Raw genomic sequence first — 18458 nt, 5'->3', positions numbered from 1 at the left:
CTCAAAAACCCGGTTTCTGGAGCCCTGAGCGTAAGTCCTGTCAAAAATGGGATGCTTCCTAGAAAACTGCGATCGCCACAAAGCAATCCCAACAGACTGCAACCATTACCCTAAATTCAGAGGGTCAACATCAATTGTTAAACTCACAGAACGAGGAGTGCGATCGCGCAACCTCGCTAATGGTAATTCTATTGAGGCATTCACTGGCAACTTGAGCAAAATATGCCAACGATAACGATTGGCTACTCGCATAATCGGCGCAGGCGCAGGCCCTAACAATTCATAGATATTTTCCTGCTCTCTCGAACTCAGGAATAAGGCTAAGTTAATAGCAGTTTGCTCAACTTCAGCTCCATTATACCCACTTAATCGCAATAAAATCAACCGTCCACTAGGAGGATAATTTAACTGCGATCGCTCTTGCAATTCTGCCTCTAAAAATGACTCTGATTCGTGACGACGTACTGCTTGAATTACCGGATGTTCGGGGGTATAAGTCTGGATAATTACCCGTCCGGGATCGTCGCCTCGTCCCGCACGTCCTGCCACTTGAGTTAGAATTTGAAAGGCTCTTTCATTGGCTCGATAATCTGAGAAATGTAGCAATCCGTCAGCAGAGACAACTCCTACTAAGGTGACTTGAGCTAAATCTAATCCTTTAGTAAGCATTTGAGTACCTAGTAAAATTTCGGCTTCTCCATTGGCAAATTTTGTTAACAGTATGCGGTGAGCATCTTTAGTTTTGGTAGTATCGCTGTCAAAGCGAATAACGCGCAATTCTGGAAATAATCTAGTTAATTCTTGCTCGACTCGCTGAGTGCCACTACCAAAGTTTTTGAAGTAGGGAGAACCACATTCTGGACAGTTTCGAGGTTGTATTTCACTATGGTTACAGTAGTGACATCGCAATATTTGTGCTGCCCCTTCGCGGACGTTATGATAAGATAGAGAAACATCGCAATGAGGACATTCCATTACATAGCCACAACTGCGGCAGGAGACAAAAGTGCTGTGTCCTCTCCTATGAATAAATAGGATGCCTTGCTGTTGATTTTCTTGCAATTCTTGCAAAGCATTTTGAAGTGGCAAGCTAAAAATTGACCGATTGCCAATCCGCAATTCTTGCCGCATATCGGCTATTTCAATTGGCGGCATGGGGCGGGAGTAAATACGCTCTGGGAGTGAGAGGTAATGGGTAATTGGTAATTGGCGATCGGTAATTGGTAATGGGTAATTGGTAATGGGTAATTGGGGATTTTCTTGATTTGAAAGCGATGATAAATAGTCTTTTATAGAACTTTTTTGCCTCCGCGTTTCTACCCATGTTTCTAGGGAAGGGGTAGCGGAACCTAAGATTAAGGGACAATCTTCTAATTCGGCACGCCATTTAGCAACTGTACGAGCGTGATAGAGGGGTTCGCGTTCGTTTTGTTTGAAACTACTGTCGTGTTCTTCATCTAAAATAATTAGACCAAGGTGAGGTAAGGGAGCAAAGATAGCTGAACGAGTACCGATAACAATTTGAGGGATTCCTTGGGTCATATAACGCCAAGTATCGAAGCGTTCGCCTTCGGAAAGAGCGCTGTGATAAACGCAAACTTGGTCGCCAAATCTGGCACGGAATCTATCAGTTAGTTGGGGTGTTAAACCGATTTCTGGGACTAAAACTAGGACGGATTGACCGCTTTCTAAAATGGGGGCAATCGCTTGTAAATAAACTTCAGTTTTGCCGGAACCTGTGACACCGTGTAGCAGCACTTGGTTAAAGCCAGATAGATTATTAATGACTGCTAATGCTTCTATTTGGTAGGGTGTTAAAGCTTTAGGTACATCTGGGGTTTTTTCTATGCCTTGATTTAATCGTAATTTTTCTTTTTCTTCTATTAAGATACAACTATTTTGCTCTAATCTTTTGAGGGTCTGGCGAGTTGTGTTGCAAATATTGAGAAAATCAGTTAGCCACATTTCACCGCCTTGATTCCAGAGTATTTGCAATACTTCTTGCTGCCGTTCGCTCAATTCAACTGACAAATAATTGCCAATCAAGGTTACTGCTTGTTTCAGTTTCGGTTTTGGCGTTTTCGGGGGTTCTAGATAACTAATTGCCCAGTTTCTTTGCAATAAATCTTTGACTCCTCGGCTTGCTCCTTTAATTTGCTTATCGATATAATCCCAAGAGTAAGAATAATCATCAGATTTGGAAGATTGCAGCAATTGTAAAACTTGAAGGGCGGGTGGATTGAGGAAAATTTCGACATCGCTGGGTATAACGTCGGGAAGTAAACGGATGCGACGCTGCGATCGCCTTAGCAATCCAGGGGGCAATGATGCGCGAATGACATGAATCAAATCTGTGCAATAATAAGTAGCAACTCGATTTAGCAATTCTCGATAAGTAGGCGATAAAAATCCCTTGCTAACTATATCTTCAACATTTTTAACCCGATTTGGTGGTAAATTAGAGGGGAGTTCGTAGAGGTCACGAATCGCGATCGCTCTCAAATGCTGATAGCCAAAGGGTACACTTAAAATATCTCCCGGCTCCACATCCAAATCTGGAGGGAGTCGATAGGTGTAAAGTTTATCTTCCTTTTGCTCTTCTGAGTTGTTTTCTGATACCTCGAAGGGCAAATCAACTAGCACTTCGATCCATCTTTCCCTCGCTGGAGGGCGATCGCGATCGCCGCCAATACCATAAGATATCCCAGACTCGGCTAGAACAGGGGATAGACCAAAAGTAATAGTAGACATAGCGTTGCGTGTCCCAAACTAGAAGGAGCTACACTCGAAAGGTAGACTGCTCTTATTGTGCCTCACTCTATAATGTAGAAGGCAAGCACCATCAAGTTAAAGGGTGGATTGAGGTACTCATCAATTAAATTGCCTCAAAAACCGCTCAGAAGTAAACCCCACCGAAAGCGATCGCTAATATGGCAGAATTTGACTTAGGCAGTATTGCGGTGGCAGCAGAAACCTCATTTACTCAAATTCCAGAGCATGAGGATGCCGAAATTCACTATCCAATTTCAACTCGAACCTCAGAATATAGCAAGGTTTCAGACGATTCTGTGGGGGCCTTATTTAAAGAAATGGCCCGCTATCCCCTCCTTAAACCCAGCGAAGAGGTGGAGTTAGCCCGCCGCATTCAAGAATTGGTAGTCCTAGAAGCATTACAACAGAGTTTGCAGGAAAAATTAGGCAGAGTTCCCGATCGATCCGAAGTAGCAGCAGCAGCTTCTATGAGCGAAGCTCAACTGCAACAGCGCCTCCATTTAGGACGCGCAGCGAAACGCAAGATGATTAGCTCAAATTTGCGGTTAGTAGTGTCGATCGCCAAGCGCTATCTCAATCGCGGCGTGCCATTTCTCGATTTAATTCAGGAAGGGGCTTTAGGTTTGAACCGCGCCACAGAAAAATTCGATCCCTCAAAGGGGTATAAATTTTCTACTTATGCCTATTGGTGGATTCGCCAAGGAATTACGCGCACAATTGCCAATCAAGGGCGCACGATTCGGTTGCCAGTTCATATTGTAGAACAGCTTAACAAGCTGAAAAGAGCTTATCGGGAATTGAAGCGATCGTTACAGCGTCACCCGACAGAAAAAGAACTCGCCGAAGCGCTTTTAATTACTCCCGAACATTTGCGCGAACTCCAACAAGTACGCCGCAAATCGCTTTCTCTCAACCACCGCATCGGAGTAGAAGAAAGCTCAGAATTAATGGATATTTTGGAAGATAGCGAAACGCAATCTCCTGAAGAGCAGATGAATGAAATGATGATGCGGCAGGATATTTTAGAGGTTTTGGACAGTATTTTAACAGAGCGGGAAAAAGATATTGTTGCTCTCCGTTACGGTTTGCTGACGGGAGAACCTCACACTTTGGAAGAAGTTAGTAGCATTTTCAACCTCTCGCGCGAAAGGGTGCGCCAGATTCAAAATAAAGCAATGCGAAAGCTGCGGCGGCCGCAAGTAGCGGAACGCTTAAAAGGATGGCTGCGTTAGGAATTTTGAAGGCGGTTAAAACAGTGATATAACTGGTAATTGTAACCGTCAACTGGTGGGAAAGAGCGAGAATCAAGGGAACAGTTCTTACTTTCTAAATTGACTTTTGCATGGAAATTTACTAGCCACAAATCTAAAGGCTTGTCCAGTTTCTCTAGTGTGTTCCACAAAGTAATTGCAGGCATTTCTGGTACTTCCTGCTGTTGGTGTGCCAACAGAAAAAACGGAGGGGAAGATGAAGGAATTTTGAGATTACTTCCTGGTACTGATAAGGCTAAACCTTGGTGGTTCCCTAAGTCAACAGGGTTTTGAGCTTGGAAGTGAGAAGAGTAACTAATCTTCCCCATTTTCCCCTTCTCCCCAAATTCCCATTCCCAAGCTATACCCATCATTTCTCCTGTTTGTACGTGAGTATTATGAGTAGTAGCAATCAGAACAGGAACCGTAGATACTTCCCGGATAATAGAAACTAAAAGGTCAGGTTTATAGTATTTCTGATAACCCAAATTTGAAAATACAGTTACACTACTTAATAACCCCATTATCAAAATCAGAACTACAGCTTTTTTACCAGAAAGTTTAATATAAAAAAGCTTAAAAAATTGACTTTTTACTGTATATGTGTTAAAGATAAAAGCTAGACTTGCACCTAGTAATACGATCGCGGCTGGAAAGTAAACAAAGTTGTATCTCGCACCGCGAGTGAGGTCAATGTTAAGAAAATATGTAAAGCCAAAAAATAGCGCGATCGCACTCAAGACAAAACCGCCTAAGACAACTATAGACAAACGATTTTCTGGCAGAGAATAGCAGGCTTTGATGCCGTTATAAAATAGGGGAAGCGCCCAGAGAAAATATACGACCATCGCGATCGCAGATACAATCACTACAGAGAGCGAATATGATTCTACTGGCAGTAAAGATACGATCGTAATCCAACCAGCCAGTGCTTGAAAAATCGGACTGATCAAAGCAAAACCCGTGCGATCGCTACTTTGAATCCATTCAGTTAATTCGCTACCATATCTGCTAGAATAAAATACGGGCAACCAGACTAAACCAGTGGCAATTGTACCAATAATGGGTAATAAAAATGAAGCGGGAAAACCGGAGAAAGTAGAAATTGTCTTAACCCCGATGTTTTCTCCTTTTAATTGCCGCCATAATATGGCAATAAAAACTATAGCCTCAGCGCAGAGAGTCAAACTAAAAAAGTAATGAACGGCAATTCCTAAACTATTAACAACAATCCAAATTAATCCCAGCCAAACAGGTAAAGCCAGCCGCTTTTCCGCATACCGCGTCGCCATTACCAGACAACTCAAAGAAGCAATAACTAATAAAATAGCCAGGGTATAATGGCGTGCTTCCTGAGCAAGATAAATAGAGTAGGGAGAAACCGCCATCATTGCCGCTGCCATTTGTCCAACTAAGCGGGAACGAAAAGCAAGACATCCTAAACCATAGATAGCGGGAACCGAAACCACACCCAAAAAAGCAGCAAGCGATCGCGCACCCCATAGGGAAGCATACCCCTGCACTGGTGCAAACATCTGCATCCACCAGTGAGCGAGAGCAAAATAAACAGGCGGGTGATTGCTTTCAGTCAACAAACGCGCGATCGCATCCCCAACAGTCGCACCCGGATGGGGTTTTAGCGGTGCCAACAGCACCTCTAAAGAAATCCCTCGATCCAAAGGTACTCCTTGAAAACTATTGCCTAAACTGAAAACCAGCGTCGAAAATTCATCCGTCCAAAGTGGCTTAGAATCCAAATTAGCAAAACGTAGCATCGCCGCGATCGCAGTCCAGGCAAAAAGTAGCACCCAGTGTAAAGCATCAAGTTTAAAATCAAATTTTTGCCGCAAGTCGAAGCCCCTTTAAACTCAGAAAAAACCTACAATTAACTTCCTACCTCACCTTCCGTCCCCATCATTTCTGCACATCTGTTACCCGCCAGCTCAGCTTCATATTAATCCAAAAATTCCATAACGTCACAGCCACGATCGCAATCAGCTTAGCCAAATATTCATTAACAGCAAAAACATTAAACAGCAAATTTACCAACAGCACATTCAAAATCAACCCCATCAAGCAAATCAGGTTGAACTTCAAAAACCGTTTAAACTGCTGACGTTTTCCCGGTTGTCGCTTAGAAATATCCCCGAAAGTCCACAAATCGTTCCACAAGAAATTATTGATAATTGCCACTTCCGAAGACAACATTGCACTCCGAGTTAGCGCCAAACCGAGTACAGTCCGCAGCAAATAAAACACCCCCATATCCACAAAAACCCCGCTAAAACCCACAACCCCAAACCGGAAAAAACGACCCAAGGGCCAACGGTCAAGACGCAATCTCAGCAAGTGTTGCAGGTACTCAATGTACTGCTTCCATGTCACCTTGCTCTCCCCTTCTTGGCGCTCCTGAAACACATAGCCAACTTCGCCAATCCAGCGAATATTTCCCCTTCCCAATACCTCAATCAAAATTTTATAGCCAGTAGGATTCATCTTCTTACCAGCAATGGAATCACGGCGCACCATAAAATAGCCACTCATTGGGTCTGAAACTCTTCCTACAACCCCCGGCAAGATCACCAACCCGATGGTTTGAGCTCCGCGAGATAAAACCCGTCTGACTACACTCCAGTCGCTCACACCACCCTCTGCAACGTGGCGACTAGCCACCGCCAAATCAGCGCCGCGCTCAATTTCCCCTAAAAGTTCTAACAGCGTCTCCGGTGGATGTTGAAGATCCGCATCAATTACCCCCAAAATCTCACCCCGCGCCACTTGCCAACCGCGAATCACCGCTGTAGAAAGACCTCGCTCTTCTTGGCGACGCATTACTTGTAACTGCGGATAGTCAGCCATAATTCCCTGGGCAACTTCCCAAGTGCGATCGGGGCTGTTATCATCCACTAAAATTAGCTCATATTCCCCAGGAATTTTACTGTCGAGTAACTGGCTCAATTGCGCGACAATGGCTTTGACATTCTTGCTCTCGTTGTAAGTCGGAATCACCAGAGAAAAATAAATGGGTGCATTGCCGACTTCAGCATCCGTAGAAGATACCGGCGTTCCCTCAACTGTCTGTCCTGGAACCTCAAATGCACCTAACGGCACTGGCAAAAGGCTGTTTGGTTGGCTGAAACTCATAGTTATAATATCTGAAATTGGCAGATCGCACTTTTAGACTTTAATCTTTAGATCGCCGATAGTCCATAGTTGAAATAATTAAAAATTAAAAATTAAAAATTAAAGGAATGTAAGATTAAGCGAAGCAATAGCGTTACTCAAGCCTACTTGATGCTTTCGCTCTCGGTAACGCGCGATCGCTCTACATATCCTACAATGAAGTATATATAAATATTTAGCTAATTGTCGCGCTAAGCTCGAAAAGCCATTAGCTCTAGGAAACACCTTTTATCGCTGAGCCTGGAAGGAATAATTGTGGATCTAATTCTTCGTCGCGCCTTAGATGGTTGCGATATATCAACCACCGAGGCATTAGTGCTATTGCAGCAGAAAGAACCAGATCGGATTGCTGCGATTCAAGTTGCGGCCGATCGACTTCGTTCTTTGCAAGCAGGAGATACTGTCACCTACGTAGTCAACCGCAATATTAATTTTACCAATATTTGCGAACAGCACTGCAATTTTTGTGCCTTTCGCCGCGATGAAGAAGATCCGGGCGCTTTTTGGTTAGATTGGGAACAAATTCTAGCAAAAGCAACTGATGCAGTCCATCTCGGCGCGACGGAAATTTGTATGCAGGGGGGATTAAACCTTAAAGCTAAGATTAATGGAGCTTCTTTACCTTATTATCTGCGCTTGGTTGAAACTATTAAGGATAAATTTCCTCAATTACATTTACACGCTTTCTCGCCCCAGGAAATACAATTTATTGCTAGAGAAGATAGCCTAAGTTTCAGCTATGTTATTGCTGCTTTGCGGGATGCCGGCGTGGGTTCAATGCCAGGAACAGCAGCGGAAGTCCTCGACGATTCAGTACGGAAAATTATCTGTCCTGAGAAACTAAATTCAGCGACTTGGTTAGAAATTGTAGAAACCGCTCATAAATTAGGATTGCCAACAACTAGCACGATGTTGTGCGGACATATTGAAACAGCATCACAGCAGATTTTACATTTGGAAAAATTACGCAAGCTCCAGCAAACTGCTTGTGAGAAAGGCTATCCAGCTCGGATTACTGAGTTTATTTTATTGCCTTTTGTTGGACAGCACGCACCGCCTTCTCTGCGAAAACGGGTAGGGCGAGTTCAGCCAGTTTTGGCAGATATTCTGTTACTTACAGCCGTCTCTAGAATTTTTCTAGGCAATTGGATTGTTAATCATCAACCAAGTTGGGTAAAATTAGGAATTGCTGGAGCTACGGAAGCTTTGAAATGGGGCTGCAATGACATCGGCGGTACTTTGATGGAGGAACATATTACGACAATGGCGGGTGCGATTGGTGGTAGTTGTCAGTCAGTGGAAGATTTGCAAAGAGCGATTAGTTCTTTAGGGCGAAATTATCGGCAAAGGGATACAATTTATCGCTCTTTAGGCATTGATGATTTTGCTTGTTATCGAGTCAAATCATTGTTTTAGGTAGGTGGATATAATCAAAGGTAGCTATGTGATTGCTTGTAATCCAACTCAATCTTCTGTCATTGCGAGCACCGCGAAGCAATCCCACAGTCTTGAGATTGCTGCGCGGTGCTCGCAATGACATTAATATATTGTTCGCAATGGTATTAATATAGCAACCGCTTTCGTTGGTTAGGGCCAATCCCAGTGTTACCTCTAGTTCATATCTTTTTTGTACAGATAGTCAAAATTTTTCTTGATTAATTCGGCAACAAGTGATATAATCTTAGAATAACATTCAAAAGTTAAGAGCAAAACAAATGAATGAAAAAGAATATACCACAGCTTATCAAGAACTGACAGCGATGCTCAGAGACTTTAATTTAGGCTGGGTTGCCGAACAGGTTGCTGATACAGTGCGGACAGGTAAAACTATAGAAGAGCGAACTTCTAAAAGAAAAACTCCTCTGCTAAAGATAGAAGATTATACCCCAGAGGAACAATTACGGCTGTTAACAAAAGCTGTCGAACAAGCAGTTATCGATACGGCAGAAATGGAGGATGAAATTGCATATTTCCTGAAAATCGAAGCAGAAAAATCTCAATTTACTCCCAAAATTATCTTTGCTGATTCGGATGAAGTTGGTAAAGAGATTGAGTTTACTTCAGAATTGATTTCCCCTCGGAATAAACAAGCTGTTGCCTTGAAAAAAATATTTAATCAACTGCTATCGAGAACAACAGATAGCCGAGAAATATCTACTCTAATTCAGCAAATTGGCTTCAAGTTAAACGGGGCGAGCGACCGTAATTTTAATGCTTATGTTGAGCAAGCCAATATTTTTAATATTTATCTGTTCACCATTTTATTGAAGGCGATTGCTAATGAAGAAGGAGAGATTTATTATAAAGATGTATTCGATGGGAATCCTAACTCTTTAGTATTTAGAAAAAATCCGGGTAAAATTCATGGAACTGTACATCCCTATACTCATGCTGCGATCGAATTTCCTAATAAGCCACCTCTAGAAGTTCACATCGGCGTAAAAGTTCAGGGAAGAGCAGGTGTCCTCCACGAATGCAACCTATTAGTATTGTACCAAAAAGAAGCAGACCTCTGTAGATTGCTCAACCGCGAACCGCGACATTCTCAGGTAATTATCGCCATTAAATCGCAGTATTATACATCACCGCTAAAACTCGATATTGCTGGTTCTTTTATCGGATTAGCGTCAGATATCCGTTATGAAGGTGGTAGCTATTTTATCTCCAATAGTTCCTCTGATTCTGTCGCCAAGTTATTGACAACGGCACGGAAAAAGTGGGAACTTAATATCGTTCCAGGGGGGACAAATGATGTGAACCGGCTGATGTATTCGTTGCAGACAATTTTTAAGGATTTTAAAGCCAGACATTAATGCGAGTGGAATTGCGTTTTTTTAAGGATACCAATAAATTATGGACTGCTAGGATTGTAGTAATTGTGTTTCACAGCCTATGTGCTACTCTATAATTATCATAACCCGAAAGAGGTAAAAACGATGTCAACAGTTTATCATTTAAAAGCCAGCGAATTAAATCATAATTTTGTAGAACAAATCAAAGCAACTTTTGGAGATAAAGAGATTGAGATAATTGTCTCTGAGTTTGATGAAACCGAATATCTTTTAAAATCCGAAGTCAACAAGAATCGACTTTTAAAAGCCGTTGAAAATGTTAAAACTCGGCAAAATTTAGTTGAAGTTAACTTAGAGGATTTGCAATGAGCAGAAGAATTGTTTTTGAATCATCTGGTTTTGCAGAATTTAATGAATGGGCAAAATTAGACAAAAAGATTTATCGCAAGATTGTCGAACTGATTAAAGATATAGATCGCTCACCGTTTGAAGGATTAGGTAAACCTGAACCTCTGAAATACGATTTAAGTGGTTTTTGGTCAAGGCGCATTGATAACGAACATCGTTTAGTTTACCAGGTTACGGATGAAGAGATTGTGATAGTTGCTTGTAAGTATCATTATAGTGAATAGTTATAAATTAAAATTAGTTCTGTTCTTAAAGACATCTTTAAAAAAGAAAGTGAGATCTATTCATTCCGATTACCCTATTCTCTGGATTGATCGCGAAAAATTTGTCAATTAGCGATAGACTATCATAGAGACTATCATAGATAGGACTTAGGCAGAAACATGAATAGGGACAAATATTTAAACCAGAAACCCGGTTTCTCTCATGGTTCGAGGTAAATCCTAATCAAGCTATTCCTTTGCTGAACTCATCTATTACACCCATCGCCCGTTGCCACGAATGCTAAAAAAAGATAAAACTTCCTTAATGCTCACCGTTGGAGCCGCCGTTTTACTAATTGCTGGTGGTATCGGAGCCTATTTATTAATCGTTTCACGGGGCCCCACCAAAGATCTGCCATTAGGTGCTAGCGTTATTCCGCAGGATGCGATGATGACCATTTCCCTCTCCACTGATAGCAAAGAGTGGGATAAACTGCGGGAGTATGGCACTCCAGAGTCGAAAGCTGCTCTCGATCGCATCTTAGGAGACTTGCGCGATCGCCTCCTAACTGCTAATGGCTACGGCTACCAGCAAGACATCCAGCCTTGGGTAGGCAAAGAAGTCACGATCGCCTTCCTACCAAATCATAGCGCCCCACCCGTCTCCTCAGTGGCCCCCGCGCAACAGTCAGTCGCCGTCGTCATGCCGATCGCCAACCCCCTTAAAGCAAAAGAACTGCTAGCCCAGCCTAAGCCTGTCAATCAAGGTAAAATGGTTGAGCGCAATTACAAAGGCATTAAAGTTGCCGAAATCCAAGGAGTACCCGATCGCAACTTATCAGTCGCCGTCCTTGGCTCAGAATATCTCGTCGTTACCACAGATGCCAAGGCCACAGATCGAGCGATCGACACCTACAAAGGCGAAGCCTCCCTAGCCACAACCCCCGGCTTTGCAGAGTCCTTAGAACAAATTAAAACTAATCAGCCCTTCGCTCAAGTATATTTCAACGTCCCAGTTAGCGCCGCCTACGCTTCCCTCAACTCCGCACGGCCAATTTCACAGCAAAATCTAGAGAAACTGGAAACTCAAGGGTTTGCCACAGCAGTTACCCTGGAATCAGAGGGAATGGCCTTTAAATCGATTTCTTGGCTGAAACCTAACTCCCAGAAAAAACTGGCAGTAGAAAATAATGCCGAACAAATGCTCACCCGTCTCCCCAATAATACGCTAATCGCTATATCGGGCGGCAATTTCCAACGTTTGTGGCAGGATTACGCCCAGGGTGCGGATAGCAACCCGATCGCGCCCCTCCCTCCCGAATCAGTGCGATCTGGGCTCAAATCCAGCACTGGTATGGATTGGGATAAGGATTTCATCAACTGGATGAAGGGAGAATTTTCCCTGTCCCTGATTCCTGCGCCTGCGGCTTCAACTACTCCGGGGAAGTTTGGGGCGGGGTTTGTGTTTATGGTAGAAGCTAGCGATCGCAAAGCCGCAGATAAATCCCTTAAACAATTAGATGAGGTGATGAAAACTAAGAAATTCAAAGTTGAGGAAACTCAAGCTGGGGGTCAACCCGCAGTTAAGTGGACAGCACCTTTTGGGGGAGTAAGCGTCACTCGCGGCTGGATGAAAAATAACGTGGCGTTTATGACAGTGGGAGCCCCAGTGACAAATGCGATCTTACCTGCGCCTAGCAACCCCCTACTAGGAAGCGAAATTTTCGAGAATACGATGCGATCGGAACTTACACCCAATAATGGCAACTTTTTTATCGATGTCGAGCGGGCTTTCAACCCCAAAAACCTCGCCATCCCTGAACTTCCACCTAATCAGAAAATGTGGGTAGATGCCATTCGTTCTATTGGGGTAACAACTGCTGTGGTGAGCGATCGCACCATTCGCTACGATGCTTTTGTGCAACTGAAAAAAGTCGATCGAGCTAGTACCCCGCCTGGCCCCTCTCCCAGTGTTAAGAGCTCTCCGAAGTAGCCGTTAACTGGATGAGTCGGAAAATAGTATAAAAGCGCAGTTTCTCAAAAACTGGGTTTGCTTTTCATGCGTAAATTAGTTGATTATTTGAACTCAATACTTCGGACAGTTTTTAAGCAACCAGAGTACCATAAAACGGGACGTAAGGAAAGTTAAGGTTATTTTAAAATAAAATTTGATCTAATAAATATATCCTTGGGAAGATGCGGCTAACGGAGACAAAAAGTTATCACTTAAATGTAGTTAATTTATAGCTTCTCTATTAATAGAGAATATGCAGGGTTTATCTAAGCATCGCCGCACATCTCTATTAACACTAAACCTTGCCAAAGACATGAAAATTTATATTAAAAATAAGAGTTTATTTCTCACGGCAAGAAATAAGCTTAAGTTAGAATCTTCGGAATTAAAAAAAATAAGAAATCAGCTTGTATTTCCATTATTATTTTTAGTTTTTAGCTTTTGCTTTCAAGTACCTTCAATTAAAGCCCAGACCATTGTTCCAGCTACAGACGGAACAGGTACAAAGGTTACTCCTGAAGGTCAGCACTTCGATATAGAAGGCGGTCAACTCTCCAGCGATAAAGCTAATTTATTCCACAGCTTCCAGCAATTTGGCTTATCAGAAGGTCAGATTGCCAACTTTATCTCTAACCCTGATATTCGCAATATTTTAGCTCGCGTTATTGGCGGCGACGCTTCCATAATTAATGGCTTAATTCAAGTAACCGGAGGTAATTCAAATCTATTTTTAATCAACCCATCTGGAATAATCTTTGGCGCTAATGCCAGCTTAAACGTGCCTGGTTCTTTCACAGCAACTACTGCCACAGGTATTGGAATTGGAGCTAACTGGTTTAATGCCGAAGGTACAAATGACTACGCAACTCTGGTGGGGACACCCAGCAGTTTTGCCTTTCCTTCCGGTCAACCAGGGACTATTATCAACTCAGCGGATTTAGCAGTAAAGTCAGGGCAAAATTTAACCTTGCTGGGCGGGACAGTTATTAGCATTGGCACTTTGTCGGCCCCAGATGGTCAAGTTACTGTTGTCTCAGTTCCCGCTGAGAATTTGGTGCGTATCAGTCAAGAAGGGCATTTGCTGAGTTTGGAGATCGCTCCTTTGTCAGGGGGCGATAGTACTAACAAACCAGCTAAAACTGACCAAGCCTCCTCATCAACTACTAATACATTAGATGGCCCTCAAGGACAGCCAACACCTTGGACGCTGCCGATCGCGACTTTGCCAGAACTATTGACGGGTGCTGGTAAAAATAGCGCCACAGGCATTAGCGTGAATGAAAGCGGTCAAGTGGTTCTCACAGGGGGAAACCAAACGGTAGCTGCTGGGGATGTAGCAACGCAGGAAGTAAATGCAGGCGCGATCGCTATTCAAGCAGCAGGCAACATTACCATCAACGGCAACCTCACCACAGTTGCATCTACTAGCAGCGGCCCCATACTTTTAAGTGCTACAGGCAACTTAACTGCGAGTGGTAACATCAGTACCAGCCTCGGTGAAATTAGCCTTAGCAGCAGCAATGGCAGCATCGACATCGCCAAAACCACTGTCACTTCTGAAGGGGGCGCGATCGCGCTAGAAGCAGAAACAGACATTCATGCAGGTGCGATCGACTCTCATTCTAAGACAATTGACGGCGGAAATATTACCCTTACCAGCCGCACAGGTATTATAGAAGCAGGCAATCTCAGTTCTTGGTCAGATGCCAAAAATGGAGATGGAGGAGACATAATTGTTTCTGCTCTATTAAGCATTAAAGCCGGAGAAATAGACGCGCATTCTGAGGATAAGCAAGGCGGATCGGTGACACTAGATCCCCAGGATGACATCGAAGTTGTCTTCATCAACACCCAAGGCAGAACAGCGGGGGGCGATATTGATATTACAGCGGGTCGTTATTTTCGGGCTACAGGCAGTTTCATTTCAGAGCCCTTCTGTTCAGAAGGTTGTAGTCTTTCCGCCGCCACCACCGGCAGCGCTAACGCTGGAGTTATCACAATCCGTCACGGTGGAACAGCTTTAAATACTCCTTTCACTGTAGGGCCAGACTATAACGGGCTGAACGGTACTGCTGGCAGCATTGTCACTGGAGGAACATCTCAGCCTAATAGCATTACCTATGGAAGTTACGATCGTCCCTTACCTCAGCGGCGAGGCCCAACGGTTATTGATATAACTGCTTCTACACCAGCGTCAGAACCCGCGCCAGAACCAGCACCAACACCAGAACCCGCGCCAGAACCCGCACCAACGCCAGAACCCGCGCCAGAACCAACACCAACGCCAGAACCCGCGCCAGAACCAACACCAACGCCAGAACCCGCACCAACACCAGAACCCGCACCAACACCAACACCAACACCAACACCAGAACCCGCACCAACACCAACACCAACACCAGAACCCGCACCAACACCAACACCAACACCAGAACCCGCACCAACACCAACACCAACACCAACACCAGAACCCGCACCAGCACCAACACCAACACCAGAACCCGCACCAACACCAGAACCCGCGCCAGCACCCATAATAATTAATCTGCCGCCTCTGCCAGCATCTGCGCCAGCACCAGTATCGGCATCTGCACCAGTATCAAGAGTCAATATCGCCCCAATGCCAGTACCAGCACCCGCGTCGGTTGTAGCTGCGCCAGTATCAACAGTCAATATCGCCCCAATGCCAGTACCAGCACCCGCGTCAGTTGTAGCTGCGCCAGTATCAACAGTCAATATCGCGCCTGTACCTGCTGCGTCAACACCAACAGTCAATGTCACGCCAGCACCAGCAGTTACTTTAATTCCTGCACCGACAGTCAATATCACACCTGTATTGCTTTCTGAACTATCAATCGCTATAACACCGGCACCGATACCGACTCTCAACCAAACGCCTGTGTTGAATTTAATACCAAATCTAGATCGGACAACGACAATAAATCCGACACCAGCGATCGCACCAGTACCCGCGCTAAGTTCGCCATTTCCGCTTAATCTCGAACAGCAGAATCAAATATCAAATTCTTTGGAACAAAATTCGCGATCGCCCTCTCCTCAAATCAATATTGCTGATTTACCAATTAATCCCAATGCTATTGTTCTCCCCCAAGAGGAAAGGTTGACTCGCGATTTTGTCAAATACCTAAGTTTGCCTTACCCGTCTCGGATGGCAACATTACAAGATGCCCAGAATATCCTAACGAGAATTGAAAAGACGACTGGAGTTAAACCAGCAATCATTTATATCGGCTTTATGCCGAAAGGTTCTAGTGCTTATCAACTAGAAAATATATCCTCAATTCTGCAAATCGATCGGCAAATTCAACCTAGTGACGAACTGGAAATGCTGATAGTTACGCCTAAAGGAGTTCCCATTCGCAAGCGCATCTCGCATACTACTCGCGCCCAAGTCGTCGCACTAGCCCAAGACTTTCGCACAGAAGTAACTAATCCTAGAAAACGTAATACTACAAGCTATTTGCCTTTAGCTCAGCAACTATATAAATTGATAGTTGCACCGCTAGAAGCGGATTTGCAAACACAGGGCATCAAGAATTTGTCTTTTGTTTCCGATACCGGATTGCGATCGCTCCCAATGGCAGCATTGCACGATGGGAAGGGGTTTTTGATCGAGCGATACAGTATTGGTCAGATGCCTAGTCTCAGTTTGACTGATACTCGCTTCGTCAATATCAAAAATTCCAAAGTGCTGGCGATGGGGGCCTCACGATTTGCTCATCTCAATCCTTTACCAGCAGTACCATTGGAATTATCAACTATCACCCCGCAGTTATGGCAGGGTAAATCTTTTTTGAATGAAGGCTTTACTCTGGCAAATCTGAAGGGAGAACGTCAGCAACAACCTTATGCGATCGTTCATTTGGCAACACACGCAGAATTTCAGGGGGGAAATCCTAGCAACTCCTACATTCAGTTATGGGATACGAAATTACGCTTGGATCAGTTGCGGCAACTGAAATGGAATAACCCCCCTGTTGAGCTATTAGTGCTGAGTGCTTGTAAAACTGCTGTGGGAGATGAGGAGGCGGAGTTGGGTTTTGCGGGGTTAGCAGTGCAGGGGGGTGTGAAGTCGGCTGTGGCTAGTCTCTGGTACGTTAGCGATGAAGGGACTTTGGGGCTGATGACGGAGTTATATCAGCACTTGAAAAGTACACCGATTAAGGCCCAAGCGCTACAGGAGGCGCAAATAGCTATGATTAGAGGGCAAATCCAAATCAATAATGGCAAGCTGCATACTGGTTCTGGGGAGCTGCTGCTGCCGCTGGAACTGGTCACAAGAAGCAATGATAATTTATCTCATCCTTACTATTGGGCGGCTTTTAGGATGATTGGTAATCCTTGGTAATACCATTTCTCCAAATTAATGCAACAGTAGCAACAGTAGGTTGATTCTATGTAGTAAACTCAACGATGTGGACTGTAGCATACTTTTAGAGAAATGGTATTAGTAGGGAAAGCTGTAATGATTCCTTTGGATATTGCCATAATTTTATAGTCAAACATGAGTCTATCTCATTTTAAACTCGTTCGCGATCGCGCATTATGAACCAATCTACCTGACGGGGTGACAACCCCGTCAAAAGCCTTACCTATAGCGCTTTGAGACGTTTTGTGGTAAAAAAAATGGGCGATCGTTCTCAACAACCCCCAGAATAATTAAATGCTTCCTTTATTTTACCAAAATTGCTTGTCAAGTCAACTCAAAAAAACTGAATACTTAACTCTTGCAATTGTTGTCTGCCTTTTACAAATACACAAACAGGTCAGTATTGAGAGACTAGCTACTGTTTGGTCATATCCTGTACTCTTTGAGAGTCGGAGGCGCAATCTTCAAAGATTTTTTAAGTTGCCAGTCTTGCGAATTGAAACCATCTGGTTTCCCTTGGTGAAATACATCTTGAACACGGCTTTTAAAAATCAGTCTGTGTTGATGCTAGCTATCGACCGCACTCAATGGCGACACAATAATTTATTTTTTATTAGTCTAATTTGGTCGCAAAGGGCTATTCCTTTATACTGGGAAATACTCCCCAAAAGAGGCAGTACGAATATTCAAGAACAACAAAATTTAATTACACCTGTTTCGGTCTTGCTACAAGATTATCAAATAATTATTCTAGGAGACAGAGAATTTGGTTCTGTCAAGCTGGCGCAATGGCTCTATGACGTAGGTGTCAAGTTTGTATTAAGAGTTAAACAAGAACGATACATACAATCTGAAAAAGAAGAATATCAACGTCTAAGCGAGTTAGGACTAATACCAGGGACAGGCTTTTATAGAAGCGGGGTTAAAGTTACTAAGCAAAAAGGTTTTGGCAAATTTGATGTGGCAGGTTATTGGAAAAGAAAATACAAAACTAACGGGGCTTCTGAAGGTTGGTTTCTGCTGACCAATGTAGGTAGTTTAAAATTGGCGATCGCGAGTTTTAAATGTCGGAGTGGAATAGAGGCTATGTTTAAAGACTGTAAGACAGGAGGCTATAATTTGGAAAATAGTCATGCCTGTTATGACCGCTTAAAGTCTTTAATTTTATTAATCGCGATCGCATACACTTGTGCAATTATTCAAGGTCATACAATCAAACAGATGGGGATTCAAAAATATGTGGGTCGGGTGCAGGAATTAGGGCGATCGATACGTCGTCATAGCAACTTTTGGATAGGTTTATATGGTGAATGTTGGGTGACAGGAAGTGAAGTTTGCCAAGATTTAGTAACTGAATTAATGAGGATTAGAAGTAATAAGCGACCATTTTTCAAGAAGGGGATAAGGGCTAGAACCTTGATTCTATCTACTCTTTGACGGGGTTGT

The 18458-nt window shown here is 43.6% G+C and carries 11 protein-coding genes; 8 read left to right on the top strand and 3 right to left on the bottom strand.

Features of this window, described 5'->3' with window-relative positions:
- Positions 1-105 precede the first annotated feature (105 nt).
- A complete protein-coding gene (gene priA, locus OSCIL6407_RS0103085; RefSeq protein WP_007352978.1) occupies positions 106-2751 on the bottom strand; it encodes a primosomal protein N' in 2646 nt (881 codons plus the stop codon).
- A 179-nt stretch (positions 2752-2930) separates the two neighbouring features.
- Between priA and OSCIL6407_RS0103080 the strand changes: the two genes are divergently transcribed.
- The gene (locus tag OSCIL6407_RS0103080) at positions 2931-4004 is read left to right on the top strand and encodes an RNA polymerase sigma factor, RpoD/SigA family (protein WP_019486907.1); all 1074 of its coding nucleotides are present in this window, start codon (positions 2931-2933) and stop codon (positions 4002-4004) included.
- Here OSCIL6407_RS0103080 and OSCIL6407_RS0103075 read toward each other — a convergent pair.
- A complete protein-coding gene (locus OSCIL6407_RS0103075) occupies positions 4001-5872 on the bottom strand; it encodes a glycosyltransferase family 39 protein (protein WP_007352977.1) in 1872 nt (623 codons plus the stop codon). The genes OSCIL6407_RS0103080 and OSCIL6407_RS0103075 overlap by 4 nt on opposite strands.
- Before the next feature lie 64 nt (positions 5873-5936).
- On the bottom strand, positions 5937-7166 hold the full coding sequence (locus OSCIL6407_RS0103070; protein ID WP_007352976.1) for a glycosyltransferase: 1230 nt from the start codon (positions 7164-7166) through the stop codon (positions 5937-5939).
- A 294-nt stretch (positions 7167-7460) separates the two neighbouring features.
- Here OSCIL6407_RS0103070 and cofH point away from each other — a divergent pair, with 294 nt between their 5' ends.
- The 7 genes from cofH to OSCIL6407_RS0103030 all read left to right on the top strand — a co-directional run bounded on the left by cofH (position 7461) and on the right by OSCIL6407_RS0103030 (position 18449).
- Complete coding sequence (gene cofH / locus OSCIL6407_RS0103065) at positions 7461-8621, top strand: 7,8-didemethyl-8-hydroxy-5-deazariboflavin synthase subunit CofH (protein WP_007352975.1); 1161 nt, start codon at positions 7461-7463, stop codon at positions 8619-8621.
- A gap of 299 nt (positions 8622-8920) precedes the next feature.
- Positions 8921-10018 (top strand): hypothetical protein, encoded by a 1098-nt coding sequence (locus OSCIL6407_RS0103055; protein ID WP_007352974.1) that lies wholly within the window; start codon positions 8921-8923, stop codon positions 10016-10018.
- Positions 10019-10141: 123 nt separating this feature from the next.
- Positions 10142-10366, top strand: coding sequence for a hypothetical protein (locus OSCIL6407_RS0103050; RefSeq protein ID WP_007352973.1), 225 nt, complete (start codon positions 10142-10144; stop codon positions 10364-10366).
- The gene (locus OSCIL6407_RS0103045; protein WP_007352972.1) at positions 10363-10629 is read left to right on the top strand and encodes a Txe/YoeB family addiction module toxin; all 267 of its coding nucleotides are present in this window, start codon (positions 10363-10365) and stop codon (positions 10627-10629) included. Before OSCIL6407_RS0103050 ends, OSCIL6407_RS0103045 begins: the two co-directional genes overlap by 4 nt.
- 277 nt (positions 10630-10906) lie before the next feature.
- Positions 10907-12601, top strand: a complete 1695-nt coding sequence (locus tag OSCIL6407_RS0103040; RefSeq protein ID WP_019486906.1) for a DUF3352 domain-containing protein — start codon at positions 10907-10909, stop codon at positions 12599-12601.
- Positions 12602-12875: 274 nt separating this feature from the next.
- On the top strand, positions 12876-16991 hold the full coding sequence (locus tag OSCIL6407_RS0103035) for a CHAT domain-containing protein (protein ID WP_019486905.1): 4116 nt from the start codon (positions 12876-12878) through the stop codon (positions 16989-16991).
- 315 nt (positions 16992-17306) lie between these two features.
- Positions 17307-18449: an IS4 family transposase gene (locus OSCIL6407_RS0103030; protein WP_019486904.1), complete on the top strand. Its 1143-nt coding sequence runs from the start codon at positions 17307-17309 to the stop codon at positions 18447-18449.
- The last annotated feature ends 9 nt before the right edge of the window (positions 18450-18458 follow it).

The sequence above is a fragment of the Kamptonema formosum PCC 6407 genome, from assembly GCF_000332155.1.
Classification (GTDB): domain Bacteria; phylum Cyanobacteriota; class Cyanobacteriia; order Cyanobacteriales; family Microcoleaceae; genus Kamptonema; species Kamptonema formosum.
This window is presented reverse-complemented; position numbering and strand designations above follow the sequence as displayed.

Coding starts and splice junctions, on each gene's coding strand:
- priA (WP_007352978.1), bottom strand. CDS start 2,751: ATGTCTACTATTACTTTTGGTCTATCCCCTGTTCTAGCCGAGTCTGGG.
- OSCIL6407_RS0103080 (WP_019486907.1), top strand. CDS start 2,931: ATGGCAGAATTTGACTTAGGCAGTATTGCGGTGGCAGCAGAAACCTCA.
- OSCIL6407_RS0103070 (WP_007352976.1), bottom strand. CDS start 7,166: ATGAGTTTCAGCCAACCAAACAGCCTTTTGCCAGTGCCGTTAGGTGCA.
- OSCIL6407_RS0103055 (WP_007352974.1), top strand. CDS start 8,921: ATGAATGAAAAAGAATATACCACAGCTTATCAAGAACTGACAGCGATG.
- OSCIL6407_RS0103050 (WP_007352973.1), top strand. CDS start 10,142: ATGTCAACAGTTTATCATTTAAAAGCCAGCGAATTAAATCATAATTTT.
- OSCIL6407_RS0103045 (WP_007352972.1), top strand. CDS start 10,363: ATGAGCAGAAGAATTGTTTTTGAATCATCTGGTTTTGCAGAATTTAAT.
- OSCIL6407_RS0103040 (WP_019486906.1), top strand. CDS start 10,907: ATGCTAAAAAAAGATAAAACTTCCTTAATGCTCACCGTTGGAGCCGCC.
- OSCIL6407_RS0103035 (WP_019486905.1), top strand. CDS start 12,876: ATGCAGGGTTTATCTAAGCATCGCCGCACATCTCTATTAACACTAAAC.
- OSCIL6407_RS0103030 (WP_019486904.1), top strand. CDS start 17,307: ATGCTTCCTTTATTTTACCAAAATTGCTTGTCAAGTCAACTCAAAAAA.